We start from the raw sequence: 14821 nt of genomic DNA on the forward strand, positions 1-14821 counted from the left end.
ATTTCGGGCCGGCGCGACCCGGAACGGTGGAGATGGCACGGCGGTCGCCCCCCGCGTGAACGGGAAGGTCTGGAGGGGCCACCTGGGGCCCCCTCCAGGCTAAAAATCAGGCTTGGAGGAGGCACGGTCGTCGCACCTCGCGCGAAACGGGGAGGTCTGGAGGGGGCCACCTGGGGCCCCCTCCAGCCTAAAAATCAGGTTTGGAGGGGGTCGGTCGTCGGGCCTCGCGCGAATGGGGAGGTCTGGAGGGGCGCGCCGCGTGCCCCCTCCAACCTAAAACGGCGCTTCGGCCTCCAGGCGCTCGGTCAGGTCACGCGCATGGCGCCGGAACTCGTCGCGTTCCGCGGCGGGAATCGGCTCACCGGGAATGAACTTCTCGGACAGCGGGTTCACGAATCGACCACGCTTGATGACGCGGTAGTCCAGGTGCGGCCCCGTGGACAGGCCGGTCGAGCCGACGTAGCCGATGACCTGCCGCTGGCTCACCCGGGTCCCGCGCCTGATACGGGCCGCCACTCGCGAGAGATGGTTGTAGAGCGTCTCGTAGCCGGAGCGGTGGCGCAGGTGGACCTGGATGCCGTTGCCGCCGTTCCAGCCCGCCCGGAGCACGACCCCATCGGCCACGGCGCGCACCGGCGTGCCCACGGGCGCCCCGTAGTCGATGGCCAGGTGAGGCCGCACCCCGCCCAGGACCGGGTGCGGGCGCGCCCACGTGAAGCCGGAAGTGATGCGCGTGAACTGAAGCGGCGACTTGAGGAAGCTCTTGCGCAGCGAGCGGCCATCGAGGTCGTAGAAGGCGTAGCGATCCTTGGCGGGCGTCCAGCCGATCCCCGTCAGCACCCGCTTGTCGCTGGCGTACTGGGCGGCGAGCACGTGCCCGTAGTTGACGAAGGTGTCGCCCGCGTAGCGCTTCTCGACGATCAGGCGGAAGCGGTCGCCGGGCCGGGGGTCGGCGGTGAAATCGAAGTCCCACTCGAAGATGCTGACGACGTCGTGCACGAGCGAGGCCGACTCACCGGCCTGCTCGATGGCCTCGAACAGCGAGCGCTCGACGCGCCCCTGGACCGTGACGACCCTGACGTCGGGCGTCGTCTCCAGGCGCTTGACGATCCAGGTGTCCTCATCGGCCACGGCCGCATAGCCCAGCCAGGGGCTCGGCTGCACCGTTACGGCGGACGGGGTGTCGGCCGGGCTCCAGGCGATCTCGATTCCGTCCCGGGGCCGCAGGCGCCTGACCTCGAGCCCGTTGCGGGCGAGCGCGGCGGTCACCTCGCGGGCGACGCTGGCCTCCATGCCGGCTCGGACCAGCGCCTTCACCAGGGTGTCGCCCCGCCGGAGCTTGACGGTCTGCATTCGCAGCGGCGGTGCCGGGGCCGGGGGCTCCTCCACGAGGGCGACCGTCGCCTCGGGCTTGCTCGGCGCCGGCCCCTGCCACCACCAGACGAGACTCCCGGTCCCCAGCAAGGCGACGGTCCCGACCACAGCCAGGGCCAGGCGGGTACCCCATATCCGCATGGCCTCTATATTAGCCGGGTTGACAGGGCCGCAAACTCAGGAATTGTGAGAGTTTCAGCGCGGCGTCCGGGGTCGATCCCCGTGGCGTCCGCCGCCGCCCGGACGGCCCCGGGGGCCATGCCCAGGCTGCCCGCCAGGGCGTTGGCCAGAGTCTTGCGGCGATGGGCAAAAGCTGCGCGAACCACGCTGCTGAAGCGGGGCTCATCCGAGACCGCCACCCTGGGCGTGGGAAGGACCCGCAGGTGGACGACGGCTGACTCCACCCGGGGTGGCGGCCGGAAGGCCCCGGGTGGCACGTGCAGGGCCACGCGGACCTCGCAGTACAGCTGGGTCAGGACGCTCAGGCTTCCGTAGGTCCGGCCGCCCGGCGGCGCGGCCACCCGATCGGCGACCTCGCGCTGCAGCATGAGCGCCATCTCGTCGATGGCGGTACGGGCTTGCACGAGGGATTGCAGGATCGGCTTGGCGACGCTGTAGGGAAGGTTGCCGACGACGACCACCCGTCCCCCCGAGGGCCTCGGCAGCGACCGGTAGCTCCACCGGCGGGCATCCGCTTCCAGCACCTCGACCCCGGGAAAGCGGGTCCGCAGCCGGGCCACCAGGGCCGGATCGATCTCCAGCGCGATCACCCGGCCCGCGCGCCGCTCGAGCTCGGCGGTCAGGGCCCCTTCGCCCGGCCCGATCTCGACCACGAGATCCCGCGGGCCGGGCGCGACCAGGTCCACGATGGCGCGCGCGGTCCGAGGATCCCGCAGGAAGTGCTGGCCCAGCGCGCGTCGCTTCGTGTCCTTCATGGTGGGGTTAGCGTCGCGCCCGGGCCTGCTGCTCCGCCATGAGCGCGGCGTGCACGCGCCACACCTGAGCCTCGGTGGCGGCGCGGTCGCCGGAGTTGTCGATGACGTGATCGGCCAGCTTGGCCTTCTCGGCCAGCGGCATCTGGCTGGCGATCCGCCGCCGGGCCTCCTCCTCGTCGAGCCCATCGCGGGCCCGGAGCCGGGCCAGCTGAGTGGCCTCGTCGGCGATCACCACGACGAGCCGATCCATCTGCCGGTAGGCGCCGCTCTCGACGATGACGGCGGCATCGAAGATCACGACGCCGCCGAAGCCGGCCCCGGCCAGCGCGGCGAGCCGGCTGGCCAGCCGCTCCCGGATGCGCGGATGGGTGATCGCTTCCAGCCGTCGCCGGCGGCCGGCGTCGGCGAAGACCACCGCGGCCAGGGCTTTGCGATCGAGCCGGCCGTCGGGGGCCAGCACGCCGGTCCCGAACTCGCGCACGATGTCGGCCAGGGCCGGCTCGCCCGGCTCGACCACCTCGCGCGCCAGGACGTCGGCGTCGATCACCGGGCAACCGAGGTTCCGGAACATCGCGGCCACCGTGCTCTTGCCCGTGGCGATGCCGCCGGTGAGCCCGACCAGGAGGAAGGGACGGCTCACACCTCCGACCAGTCCATGCCGGACTTGATGTCCACGACGACCGGCACCCGCAGGGGCACCGCGGCGCCCATGATCTCGCGAGCCAGGTCCTCCACCGCCGACGCCTCGTCGGGCGGGGCTTCGAACAGCAACTCGTCGTGAACCTGCAAGAGCATCCGGGTGCGCAGCCCGCGGGCGGTCAAGGCGGCCTGCATCCGGACCATGGCGATCTTGATCATGTCGCTGGCCGTCCCCTGCACCGGCGCGTTCATGGCCATGCGCTCGGCCGCGTTGCGGGCCACCGGGTTGTGGCTCTTGAGATCCGGCAGATAGCGGCGCCGACCGAGCAGCGTGCCGACCCACCCGCGCTGGCGGCCCTCCTCCAGGGTGCGATCGATGAAGGCCCGCACCCGGGGATGCGCCGCGAAGTACTCGTCGATGTAGCGCTGGGCCTCCCGCTGGTCGATCTTGGTGGCCTGGCTCAGCCCGAAGGCCGACACGCCGTACAGGATGGCGTAGTTGGCGCTCTTGGCGATGGTGCGCTGCAGCGGCGTGACCTCGGCGGCCGCCACCTTGAAGACTTCCGAGGCCGTCCGGGTGTGGATGTCCTCGCCGCGCTGAAAGGCCTCGATGATGGCCGGCTCCTCGCTGAGATGGGCGAGGATGCGCAGCTCGATCTGCGAGTAGTCGGCCGCCACGAACTTCCAGCCCTGGGCCGGGATGAAGGCCGCCCGGATGCGCCGGCCGAGCTCGGTGCGGATCGGGATGTTCATCAAATTCGGATCCTGAGAGCTGAGCCGGCCGGTGGAGGCCACCAGCTGGTTGAACGTCGTGTGGATCCGGCCGGTCGCCTCGTTGACCAGGCCCGGCAGGGCGTCGGCATAGGTGCCCTTGAGCTTGGCCAGCACCCGATGCTCGAGCACCTTGGCCGGCAGGGGGTGCCCGACGGCCAGCTCGGTCAGCACGTCGGCGTCGGTGGAGTATCCGGTCTTGGTTCGGCGCGCCCTGGGCAGCTTGAGCTTCTCGAACAGGATGCGGGCCAGCTGCTTGGGCGAGCCGATGGTGAACTCCTCGCCCGCCAGCTGATAGATCTCCCGGGTCAGCGCGTCGAGCTGCCGCTCCAGCTCCTTGCCGAAGGCCTCCAGCCGACCGGGATCGACCCGGATGCCGTGTCGCTCCATGACGGCCAGCACGGGCACCAGGGGCCGCTCGATGTCCTCGTAGAGCGCCCGCAGCTGCTCGCGCTCGAGCTCGGCGGCGGCGTGCTCCCAGTACCGGGCGACCCAGCGGGCGCGCGCGGCGAGGACGTTACCGCGGGCGTCCTCGGCCGTGGCGGGCCCCAGCGACGGCGGGCAGTCGCCGAAAGCCTCCATGCAGAGGTCCTCGATGCGATAGGTGGAGCGGGCCGAGTTGAGGAGGTACGCGGCCACCGCGCTGTCGTGGATGGTCGGAGGCCGGCCGGCGTGCTCCAGCCACCATTCGAGCAACGCTTTGCCGTCATGCATGATGAGCTCCCGACCGGCGAGCGCGCCGGCAGCCTCGACGGCTCGCTCCGCGACCACGGAGACGGCTCCCGCGGCGGGGTGGAAGAGGCCGAGGCCGTCGAGGCGTGGAACGGGCGGCCGCGCGTCGCCCGCCCAGTCGACGGCGACCGGGGTGGCGGCGGGCGCGCGCGCCAGCCAGGCGGCGATTGCGGCCGCATCCTCCAGCCGCGGGGTCGGCTCGGCCACGACCGAGGCCGCGCCGGTCTGGGCCGGTAGCTCCTTGAGCAGCCGACTGAACTCCATCTCCATCCAGAGGGCGCGCAGACGAATCCAGTCCGGCTCGACTCGGCGGAACGATTCCAGGTCGATGTCGAGCGGGACCTCGTGATTGAGCAGGGCGAGCTCCCGGGAGAGCAGCGCCTCCTTGCGCCCGGCGGCCAGGGTCTCGCGCAGCTTGCCGCCGACCAGGGGCAGATTGTCGTAGAGCCGGGCCACGCTGCCGAACTGAGCGATGAGCTTGACCGCCGTCTTCTCGCCCACCCCGCGCACGCCGGGAATGTTGTCGATGGCGTCGCCCATGAGGGCCAGGACGTCGGCGATCTGGGCCGGCTCCACCCCCCATCGCTCGCGCACCTTCGCCTCGTCGTACACGACGGACTCGCCCGTACGGCCCACGACGCTGAGCACCCGGACGCGGGGCCCGACGAGCTGCAGCAGATCCTTGTCGCCGGTGACCACCACGACGTCGAGGTCGTGCGCCAGGGCGCGCGTGACCAGCGTGGCCAGAACGTCGTCGGCCTCGTAGCCGGGCGCTTCGACCACCGGGAGACGCAGCGCCTCGAACAGGCGCCGCACGTAGGGGAGCTGGCGCACCAGGTCGTCGGGCATGCTCGTGCGGGTGGCCTTGTACTGGGCGAAGAGGGAGTCGCGGAACGTGGGGCCAGGGGCGTCCCAGGCGATCCCCAGGTATTCCGGCTGCTCCTCGCGAATCAGCTTCCACAGCATCGTGCTGAGAATGAGCACGGCGTGGCTGGGCATCCCCTTGGACGTCGAGAGGTAACCCACGGCGTGATAGGCCCGGAACAGGTGCGAATGTCCATCGACGATGTAGAAGCGGCTCATGTCACGGTGAGTATAGCGCCCGCCTTGCGGGCCCGCGGTCACGCTGTGGCCGGGGACCCGGCGTGCGGATTCGGCTTCATGACGTCCCGGTAGGCCGCGCGAACCGCCGTCGTGCGAGCCTGGTAGTCGGCCAGGAAGGCTTGCCGCGAGGCATAGCCCAGCGCGCTGGCGACCCGGGCCGGCATGGGACCCGCGAGATCCAGCGTGTCGGGCGGGCGCCCCGAGAGCAGCCGCAGGGCCGCGGAGACGCGCCGCAGGAAGTGGTAGTGCTCGGCCAGGCTCGTCGCCGTCGCCGGGGACAGCGCGCCCACCCGCCCCAGCGCGGCCAGGGCCGCCCGTGTGGAAGACAGGCGCACGTCGGGATGCCGATGGCCGTGCAGGAGCTGAAGCGCCTGGACGAGGAACTCGACGTCCACCAGGCCGCCCCGTCCGAGCTTGACGTGCCGGCGGCCGGGCGTCTCCCTGGCCAGCTCGAGCTCCATCCGCGTCCGCACGTCGGCGATCTCCTTGAGCCCGGACGCGGGGAGCGGTGTTCCGAAGACGTACCCTCGCAGCATGGCCCGCACGTGCCGCGCCAGCCCCCGATCGCCCAGGACGAGCCGGGCTCGGGTCAGGCTCTGCCGCTCCCAGAGGTCGGCGTAGTCCGTGTAATAGCGCCGGGCCGCGCTCAGACTGGCGGCGAAGCCGCTGCCCTTGCTGCCCGGCCGGAGGCGGAGATCGACGGGAAACGCGACCCCGGCCGCCGTGATGTCGCCGAGCGCGCCGGCCACGCCCTCCACCGCCGCGCTCCAGAACGTGTGGGCGTCCACCCGATCCGCCCCATCCGTCTCCCCGTCTTCCGCGTAGATCACGAAGAGATCGAGGTCGGAGCCCGTGGTCAGCTCTCGACCTCCGAGCTTGCCCAGGCCGACGACGGCGGCGGGCACGAAGCGGCCGTCGGCCGTGCGTGGCACGCCGTGGCGCTCCACGAGACCGCCCACGGCGAGAAGCCAGCCGGCGGCCAGCGTTGCCTCGGCGAGGGCGGTCATCTCCCGGGAGTACGCCTCGATACGAGTCACCCCGAGGAGATAGCGCCAGACCACCGCCAGCTCCTCCGCCTGCTTGATCCGGCGCAGGCGATCCCGGCGCTCGGCCGGCGACAGCGCAGGGGCGAACACGGAGGCGAAGGCCTCGCGGAACTCGCCGGCGGACTTGGCGCGCTCCATCGCCCGCGGGTTGGTCAGGGTCGTCAGCAGCTCGGGTTGGGTGATCAGCAGCTGCGTGAGGAGGTCACCCCCCGCACACAGCCGTACCAGGCCGCCCAGCACCTCGCCCTCCGCGGCGATCAGCTCGATCAGCCCGGCTCGGGGACCGATCGCCGCCAGGAACCGCTCGAACTGGTTGAGGGCCTCGTCGGGATCGGGGCACTTCCACAGCGCGTCCAGCAGCGCTGGGAGCAGCCGCTCGAGCGCCCGCCGGAAGGCGCCGGCATAGGGCACGAGGGGGCGGCCCTCGACGATCAGGCGCAGGTTGTGGCGCGCCCGCTCGGGATCGGTGAAGCCGGTCGCCCCCAGCGCGAGCAGGCTCGGCAGCTTCACCCGCCGGGCTGCGGGCTGGTGGGGCTCGCTGAAGAAGTCGCGGAAGGCCCGGTGCACCGCGGCGGTGACCTCGCGATGGCGCCGGCTGAACGCGCTGGCCGCCCGCCGCGGAGGGCCCCCGAAGCCCAGCCGGCGGGCCAGGCGCCCCAGGGCCAGGCGGTCCGTGGGCAGGGTGTGGGTCTGCACCTCGTGGACGATCTGCAGGCGGTGCTCGACCGTACGCAGGTGAACGTAGGCCTCGGACAGCGCTCGGGCCAGGGCCGGGGGCAGATAGCCGCGCTCGGCGAGGCGGAAGAGGGCCTTGAGCGTGTGGCGCTCGCGCAGCCAGGAATCGTCGCCGCCGTACAGGAGCTGCAGAGCCTGGACGAGGAACTCGATCTCCCGGATGCCGCCACGGCCGAGCTTCACGTTGTCCCGCCCGCCGTCGCCCGCCCGCTGCGCGAGGGCGCGGTCGATCTGCCGCTTCATGTCCCGGATGGCCTGGACGATCCGCGCGTCTTGCCCGGGCCGATAGACGACCTCCCGAGCCAGCTCCATGAAGCGCGCCCCCACGTGCTCGTCGCCGGCACAGGCGCGGGCCTTGAGCAGCGCCTGCCGCTCCCACAGCTCGGCCCGTTCGGCGTAGTAGGTGCGGTACCCGTCCAGGGACAGCACGACGGGCCCCATGCGGCCCTCGGGACGCAGGCGCAGATCGATCCGGAAGGCGGCGCCCTCCTCGGTGACGGTTTCCAGGAAGGCCACCAGGTCGCGGGCGAGCCGGATGAAGTACTCCCCGTTGGCAAGCCGGCCCGCCGGCCCGCCCTCGGTCTCGCCATCGTCCCCGTAGACCAGGATCAGGTCGATGTCCGAGGAGTAGTTGAGCTCCTGGCCGCCCAGCTTGCCCATCGCGATGACGGCCAGCGCGGTGGGCGCCCCGTCGGCGGCACGGGGCGCGCCCCACTGCGCGCGCAGCGCGGCGTCGGCGTGCCGCCAGGCCTCGCCCAGACAGACGTCGGCCAGGCGCGAGAGCTCCTCTGTCGTCACCGTCAGATCGGCGTCGCCCAGCAGATCGCGACTGGTGATGCGCAGGAGCTGGCGATACTTGAACCGGCGCACCGCGTTCATCCGCGCCTCGGTCGTCGTGAACGGCGCCAGGGCGAGGGCCAGGTCGGCCTCCAGCTCGTCGGCCAGCCACTGGCGCATGGTGTGCGGCTCCAGCAGCCAGGCCAGCATCGTGGGCCGGCGCCTGAGCGCGTCGGCCAGGAACTGACTGGCCCCGAAGAGCCGGCCGAGCAGCGTCGCCGCCCCGGGATGGGCAGTCAGCGTCTGGAAGAGCACGGCGCGGTCGACCCCCGCGGCGAAGCGCTCGAGGTTGTTCAGGGCCATGTCGGGATCGGCGGCCGCGCCGAGCTCGGCGAGCAGGCGGGGCAGGGCGGGCAACAGCAGCTCGCAGTCTCGCGGCGTGGGGGTCAGCGCGGCCAGGTTGGCCGCCGCGGCGCGGGGATCGGCGAAGCCGAGCCGGCGCAGCGCCGCGCCCGTGCCCGAGGCGGAACCTGCCGTGCGAAGCAGCTGGACGGGATCCAGGCTCAGACCGCCGATTCTCCGGTCTCGCCCGCGACCTCCCCGAATGCCCTACACCTCCTCGAGGATGGGGAACACCAGCGCCGACACGTGCGAGGAGATGCGCTTGAGGTTGGTGAGGATGTCCAGATGGATCTCCGAAGTCTCCAGCGACTCGGCCAGGCCCTGGCGGAGCCGCCCCAGATGGGACTCCCGCAGCTCGCGCTCTCGCTGCCGCATGACCGGACGCTGGTCCAGGACCGCCTGGGCCAGGGTCCGGTCACCGGCGGCGACGGCGGCGATGGCGACCTCCAGGTTCTTGGCCACCGTGCCGTGGAACTCCACGATTTCGGCCCAGCCCGCGTCCGAGAAGCGCCGTCCGTGGTAGAGCTTCTTGCGGGCCAGCTCCATCAGGTTCTTGTCGATGATGTCTCCGATGTTCTCGAGGTTGCCGATGATCGAGATGAGGGCGATCTCCTTGCGCGAGAGGTCGGGCCCCATGGCCTCCCGCCCCAGGCGCGTCAGGAAGAGCTTGATCTCCCGCTCCAGGAAGTCGACCTGGTCGTCCCGGCGCTCCACGTCCTCCAGCAACTCCTGGTCGTTGTCTCGGAACACGGCGGTGACATCGCGCAGCATCCCCTGCACCACGTCGGCCATGCGCAAGGCCTCGCGCGTGGCCTGGCCCAGCGCCAGCGAAGGCTGATCGAGAGCGCGCTCGTCCAGGTAGCGGGTCTTGAAGGGATTGTCGGCCTGATGATCGGGGGGTACCACCGCCTCGATGGCCCGGGCGGCCACCGATGCGAAGGGCAGGAACACCAGGCTGATGCCGACATTGAAGAACGTGTGGGCATTGGCGATCTGACGGGCCGGATCGGCGGCGCTGGCCGCCACCAGCGCGGTGAAGGGATCGATGAACGGCACCACCAGGGCGACGCCGCCCAGCTTGAAGGCGATGTGGGCGGCGGCCACCCGCCTGGCTTCGGCCGACGTTCCCACGGCCGCCATCAGCGCCGTGGCACAGGTCCCGATGTTGGCGCCCAGGACGATGGCGATGGCGCCGGGCAGGTGGAGCAGCCCCTCGTGAGTCAGGGCCAGGGTCAAGCCGATCGTCGCCGCCGACGACGTGACCAACGCGCTGAACAGGGCGCCCCCGAGCACGCCGAGCAGGGCGTTGTCGGCCAGGGCCGCCAGCGTCTGCGACGCCAGCGGGTGGGCCTGCAGCGGGTCCACGCCGTCGAGGATGAGCTTGAGGCCCAGGAACATCAGCCCGAACCCGAGGACGGCCTGCCCGATGTCCTTCACCACCCGCCGCTGGGCGATGGCCATGGTGGCGAAGCCCACCCCGACCAGCAGCAGCGAGTACCCCGTGAGCTTCAGCGCGATCAGCTGCACGGTGAAGGTGGTGCCGATGTCGGCGCCCAGGATGATGCCCAGCGTCTGCCGGAACGTCATGAGCCCGGCCGAAACGAAGCCCACCAGCATCAGTGTCGTGGCCGCCGAGGACTGGATGATGGCGGTCACGGCGGCCCCCGACAGCACGGACAGCAGGCGGTTGCGGGCCAGCCCGGTGAGCAGGTGGCGCAGCCGGCCGCCAGCCGCGCGCTGGAGCCCCTCTCCGCTCAGCCGGATGCCGTAGAGCAGCAGGGCCATCCCGCCGAACAGCGCCAGCAGCACGCTCATTTCTGCTCGGAGGGGGGCTTGCCGTCGCGTGAATTCTCCTGCCGCAGCAGCGGACGCGGCGCAAGCCCGTCGAGCAGATGCCGCGTATCGTTCAACGTGATGATGCGCGGCGGCGTCACCACGGTGAGGGAGGCGTTGTCGACCCGGAGCCGCCAGAGCCCGTTGAGAGAGCAGCCCAGCAGGTGACAGGCGTACACGCTGATGACGCCGCCGTGAGAGACGACCAGGACGTCCTCGCCGTCGCGGTGTTCGGCCGCGATGGCCGCCAGCGCCGCCAGCACGCGGCCACGCACGCCCTCCAGCGGCTCGCTGCCCGGCGGCGGACAATCGAGCGGCGCCCGCACCCAGGCCCCGTAGGGATCGCCGGCCCGCGTGCGGATCTCCTCGCTGAAGCAGCCCTCCCACTCGCCCAGTGAGAACTCCCGCAGCTCGGGGACGGTGACGATGCGAGCCCCGGTCCCGGCCAGCGCGATCTCCGCGGTTTCCCGGGCTCGGGCCAGCGGGCTGACGTAAGCCACCGCCGGCCGGTACCCGCCCAGCGCGCGGCCCAGAGCCTGCGCTTGCGTCCGACCTCGAGCGGAGAGCTCCACGTCGATGCTGCCCTGAAAGCGACGCACCTCGTTCCAGACGGACTCGGCGTGGCGGGCCAGCAGCAGCCTCACCGCTCGCCTCCGGCGACACGCCGGGCGGCCCGCAGCCGGGCCAGCGTCTCCTCGCGGCCGAGCAGGGCGAGCACCTCGAAGAGCGGCGGCGAGGCGGTTCGCCCGGTGACGGCCAGGCGGGTGAGCTGGGCGAGGTCCACCAGCTTCAGACCCAGGACGTCGGTCAGCTCGCGATAGGCCGCCTCCAGCGCCGCCGGCGAGAAGGCCGGCACCCGCTCCAGACGCTCGATCACCGCGTCGAGCCGGCGCCCGCCCTCGGGCGTGAGCAGCTTCTGGGCGGCCTTGGCCTCGTACTCCCGGGGCCGCTCGAAGTAGAAGCGCCCCACTTCGACCAGCTCGGGCAGGGTGCGGGCGCGCTCCTTGAGCGTGTCCATGACGCGGGCGAGCCAGCCGGGGTCTCGCGCCCCGTCCAGGCCGGCCGCGGCCAGGAAGGGGGCCGCCCGCTCGGTCAGCCGATCGCCCTCCATGCGCTTGAGGTACTGCTGGTTCAGCCACGTCAGCTTGGTGTGGTCGAAGATCGCCGCCGAGGCCGTCACGTCCTTGATGTCGAAGAGCTCGATGAGCTCGCGCCGGGAGAAGATCTCCTGGTCGCCGTGGGCCCAGCCCAGGCGGGCCAGATAGTTCACCATCGCCTCGGGCAGGAAGCCGGCGTCCCGAAACGCCTGGACCGAGGTCGCACCGTGGCGCTTGCTGAGCCGGCTCCGATCGGGTCCCAGGATCATGGCCACGTGGGCGAACTCCGGCACCGGACAGCCCAGGGCTTCGTAGCACATGATCTGCTTGGGGGTGTTCGACAGGTGATCGTTCCCGCGGATCACGTGGGTGATGGCCATGGTGACGTCGTCCACCACCACCGAGAAGTTGTAGGTGGGTGTGCCGTCGCTCCGCACGAGGATCCAGTCGTCCAGCTGCCGGTGCTCGAACGTGACCGCCCCGTGGATGAGGTCGTTGACGACGGTGGTCCCCTCGTCGGGCATCCGGAGGCGGAGCGCGCCCCCGGTGAGGCCGCGCTCGCGACACCGCCCCGAGTACCGGAAGGTCTCCAGGCGGGCTTCCGCCGCCTTGCGCTCCCGCTCGAGCTGCTCCGGCGGGCAGTCGCAGTAGTAGGCTCGGCCGGCCTTCACCAGACGCTGGGCGTGAGCGCGATAGAGGTCCAGGCGCTCCGTCTGCCGATAGCCCGGCGCCGGGGGGCCCTCGTCCCAGTCGATGCCCAGCCACTGCAGCGCCTCGATGATGGAGGCGATGTTCTCGTCGGTCGAGCGGGAACGGTCGGTGTCCTCGATCCGGAGGATGAAAGTCCCCCCGTGATGGCGGGCGTAGAGCCAGTTGAACAGCGCGGTGTGCGCGCCCCCCACGTGCAGGTGCCCGGTGGGGCTGGGGGCGAAGCGCACGCGGACGACAGACCGGCTCGGCGAGCTCACAACGACGTCATTCTACCGCGTGGACGTCGAGCTCAGTAGGACGCGAACAGCCGGCCCCACGGCGTCGCGGCGAAGCGCCGCAGGCGGGTCCGCCCGACCGTGGGATACCACAGCAGATCGTGGTACACGTTCGAGGCGACCGGCGCCCAGGCCACGAGCGGCGTGTGCAGCAGCAGATGCTTGAGCGGGCGCAGGGCCCCCCGCCGGATGAGCTGGTCGCCCCAGATGACCAGGCTGCGCCGGGCGCGGAAGCCCGGGCGCATCTCCACCGCTTCGGCGTCGCCCAGGATCTCGATGTGCCGCGGATCGGCCACGCCGAGCCCGCGCTCGTGGCACATCCGGAGGTACGGGATGCTCAGGGGGTCGAACCCCATGATGCGGGCCGCGATCGCGTCGATGGCGACCTGATCGGCGGAAGCCAGGAGCACGTTGCCCGGGCGGGGAATCATCGTGCGCGGCCCGGCCCCATCGCCCATGACGGTCCCGTCCATGACGGCGAAGATGGCCGGGTGCACCTCGCGCTGCATCAGCAGGAGGTCGACCAGCACCTCGTGGATGAACTCGTGCGCGTAGTGACGCACCTCCTTGAGCAGGCCGCCGAAGCTGTTCTTGATGGCGCCGGTCGTGACCGTGTGGCCATGGACCTTGACGGTCGGAGCGTGGAGCACGTTTCGCCCGATGAACATCGCGGGAATCTCGATCCCCTCGGGGAAGATCTGGTTGAGCCTCAACAGGGGGGTCCGAAAACGGTGGACGGTCCACGCGACCTCGGTCAGCGGGATGAAGGGCAGGCCGTGCTTCTCCAGCACGGGCAACCACTTGTTGTTGCGGGCGCCCCGCAGCGGGTCCGTCACGACCGTCCGGTTCTCCACCGGGAAGATCCGGCGCCGGTCGTAGCCGTCCTCCAGCAGCGTGCGCACCAGGCCGTGCACCTGCCAGGGCTGGGTGGAGCAGGCCGGAAAATACTTCGTCCAGGACAGGTTGAGCTTGAGGACGAGGTCCCCGTCCCGGTCGAGCACCTGCCCGTACTTGGCCAGACGCATGAGGCGGCCGTAGTCCTCCACCACGGTTTCCGGGCGCGTCCTCACGACGGCGACCTGACTGGTCATTGAACAGGGCACGGGCCCCCGGGCTGGCGCCACGCCCGTGCCCCGCCGGAACCGCCGTTAGTCGTGATCATCATTGCCCGATCAGAGCCGAGGGCTGTAGATGATGAGGAGGATGGCCAGGATCCATAACAGCGTGTTGAGGCGCAGTGGCTGGTCGTTGAGGAACAGGTCTGACGGATTGCCGCCCATCTGCTGGTGGTACAGGAGGTAGAGATACCGGAAGATGCCGTAGAGGACGAAGGGCAGCGTGATAGGTAGCAGGCGCGTGTGGAACCGCGCCACCGTCTCCGGCGACATCGTATAGAGAGCATACGCCGTCAGCGTGGAGGCCGTCACCACGGCGATCATCTGATCGAGCAGGCCGGCGCTGTACTGGGCCAGGACCGGCCGGTGCTGCGCCGCCTCCTCTCCAATCGTCAGGTACTCGTGGCGGCGCTTGCCCAGGGCCAGGAAGAGCGCGGCCAGGATCGTGCAGATCAGGAGCCAGCCCGAGATCTCCACCTGGATGGCCAGGGCGCCGGCCGCGGCGCGCAGGACGAAGCCGGCTGCCACCACGAGGACGTCCACGATCACCACGTGCTTGAGCCAGGCCGAGTAGGCGATGAGCAGGATGGCGTACGTCAGCGCGATCAGGCCGACCGGAACGCCGATGGCCAGGCTGGCTCCCAGGGCCGCCGCCAGCAGCCCCGCCGCCGCGCCGACGGCCACGCCCACTGGCAGGCGGCCCGCGGCGATGGGCCGTTGCCGCTTGGTGGGGTGGAGCCGGTCCCGCTCGCGGTCGACCACGTCGTTGAGCAGGTAGATGGCGCCGGACAACGCGCAGAAGACGGCGAACGTGGCCACGGCCAGCGCCCCGGCCGCCGGATCGAGCAGCTTCTCGCCGAAGACGAGTCCGGCGAAAACGAAGAGGTTCTTGACCCACTGGCGCGGTCGCAGCGAGACGACGAGCGCGCCGACCACAGCTCACCTACAGGCGCAGGACGTGGGCGATGGGCCCCAGCGCGCCGGTGGCATTTCGGGTGTCGACGACGAGCCGCGCTTCTCGGGCGATCGCCGCCCAGTCGTAGCCTGCGTGCGCGGTGAGGATGAGCACGACGTCGTAGGCCGCCAGCTCGGGATCCGGCCAGGGCCCGGCCACCAGCATGGCGCCGTCCACGGCCAGCTCGGGAACCAGGGGGTCGTGATAGGCGACGCGGGCCCCCTTGCGCCGGAGGGCGGCGATGATCTCCAGGGCCGGCGAGTCGCGCGTGTCGGCGATGTCGGCCTTGTACGCCACCCCCAGGACCAGGATCCGGGCCC

11 protein-coding genes are annotated in these 14821 nt (G+C 71.3%); all 11 read right to left on the minus strand.

Annotated features, from left to right (window positions below):
* Positions 1-273 precede the first annotated feature (273 nt).
* A complete protein-coding gene (locus tag VFR64_20770; GenBank protein HET9492170.1) occupies positions 274-1515 on the minus strand; it encodes a M23 family metallopeptidase in 1242 nt (413 codons plus the stop codon).
* 5 nt (positions 1516-1520) lie between these two features.
* Positions 1521-2309, minus strand: coding sequence for a 16S rRNA (adenine(1518)-N(6)/adenine(1519)-N(6))-dimethyltransferase RsmA (gene rsmA / locus VFR64_20775; protein ID HET9492171.1), 789 nt, complete (start codon positions 2307-2309; stop codon positions 1521-1523).
* Positions 2310-2316: 7 nt separating this feature from the next.
* A complete protein-coding gene (gene coaE / locus VFR64_20780) occupies positions 2317-2949 on the minus strand; it encodes a dephospho-CoA kinase (GenBank protein HET9492172.1) in 633 nt (210 codons plus the stop codon).
* Positions 2946-5534, minus strand: coding sequence for a DNA polymerase I (gene polA / locus VFR64_20785; GenBank protein ID HET9492173.1), 2589 nt, complete (start codon positions 5532-5534; stop codon positions 2946-2948). Before polA ends, coaE begins: the two co-directional genes overlap by 4 nt.
* A gap of 38 nt (positions 5535-5572) precedes the next feature.
* Positions 5573-8530: a bifunctional [glutamate--ammonia ligase]-adenylyl-L-tyrosine phosphorylase/[glutamate--ammonia-ligase] adenylyltransferase gene (gene glnE / locus VFR64_20790; protein ID HET9492174.1), complete on the minus strand. Its 2958-nt coding sequence runs from the start codon at positions 8528-8530 to the stop codon at positions 5573-5575.
* Positions 8531-8722: 192 nt separating this feature from the next.
* On the minus strand, positions 8723-10330 hold the full coding sequence (locus VFR64_20795; protein ID HET9492175.1) for a Na/Pi cotransporter family protein: 1608 nt from the start codon (positions 10328-10330) through the stop codon (positions 8723-8725).
* On the minus strand, positions 10327-10992 hold the full coding sequence (locus VFR64_20800) for a histidine phosphatase family protein (protein ID HET9492176.1): 666 nt from the start codon (positions 10990-10992) through the stop codon (positions 10327-10329). Before VFR64_20800 ends, VFR64_20795 begins: the two co-directional genes overlap by 4 nt.
* Positions 10989-12413, minus strand: coding sequence for a glutamate--tRNA ligase (gltX, locus tag VFR64_20805; protein HET9492177.1), 1425 nt, complete (start codon positions 12411-12413; stop codon positions 10989-10991). Before gltX ends, VFR64_20800 begins: the two co-directional genes overlap by 4 nt.
* Positions 12414-12445: 32 nt before the next feature.
* A complete protein-coding gene (locus VFR64_20810) occupies positions 12446-13501 on the minus strand; it encodes a DUF362 domain-containing protein (protein ID HET9492178.1) in 1056 nt (351 codons plus the stop codon).
* 102 nt (positions 13502-13603) lie between these two features.
* Entirely contained in the window at positions 13604-14482 is an 879-nt protein-coding gene (locus tag VFR64_20815) for a decaprenyl-phosphate phosphoribosyltransferase (GenBank protein HET9492179.1), read from the minus strand.
* Positions 14483-14489: 7 nt separating this feature from the next.
* A partial coding sequence (locus tag VFR64_20820; GenBank protein ID HET9492180.1) for a UDP binding domain-containing protein occupies positions 14490-14821 on the minus strand: 332 nt, incomplete at its 5' end.

The sequence above is a fragment of the Candidatus Methylomirabilota bacterium genome (genome assembly GCA_035709005.1).
Classification (GTDB): domain Bacteria; phylum Methylomirabilota; class Methylomirabilia; order Rokubacteriales; family CSP1-6; genus 40CM-4-69-5.

Coding starts and splice junctions, on each gene's coding strand:
- VFR64_20770 (HET9492170.1), bottom strand. CDS start 1,515: ATGCGGATATGGGGTACCCGCCTGGCCCTGGCTGTGGTCGGGACCGTC.
- VFR64_20795 (HET9492175.1), bottom strand. CDS start 10,330: ATGAGCGTGCTGCTGGCGCTGTTCGGCGGGATGGCCCTGCTGCTCTAC.
- rsmA (HET9492171.1), bottom strand. CDS start 2,309: ATGAAGGACACGAAGCGACGCGCGCTGGGCCAGCACTTCCTGCGGGAT.
- polA (HET9492173.1), bottom strand. CDS start 5,534: ATGAGCCGCTTCTACATCGTCGATGGACATTCGCACCTGTTCCGGGCC.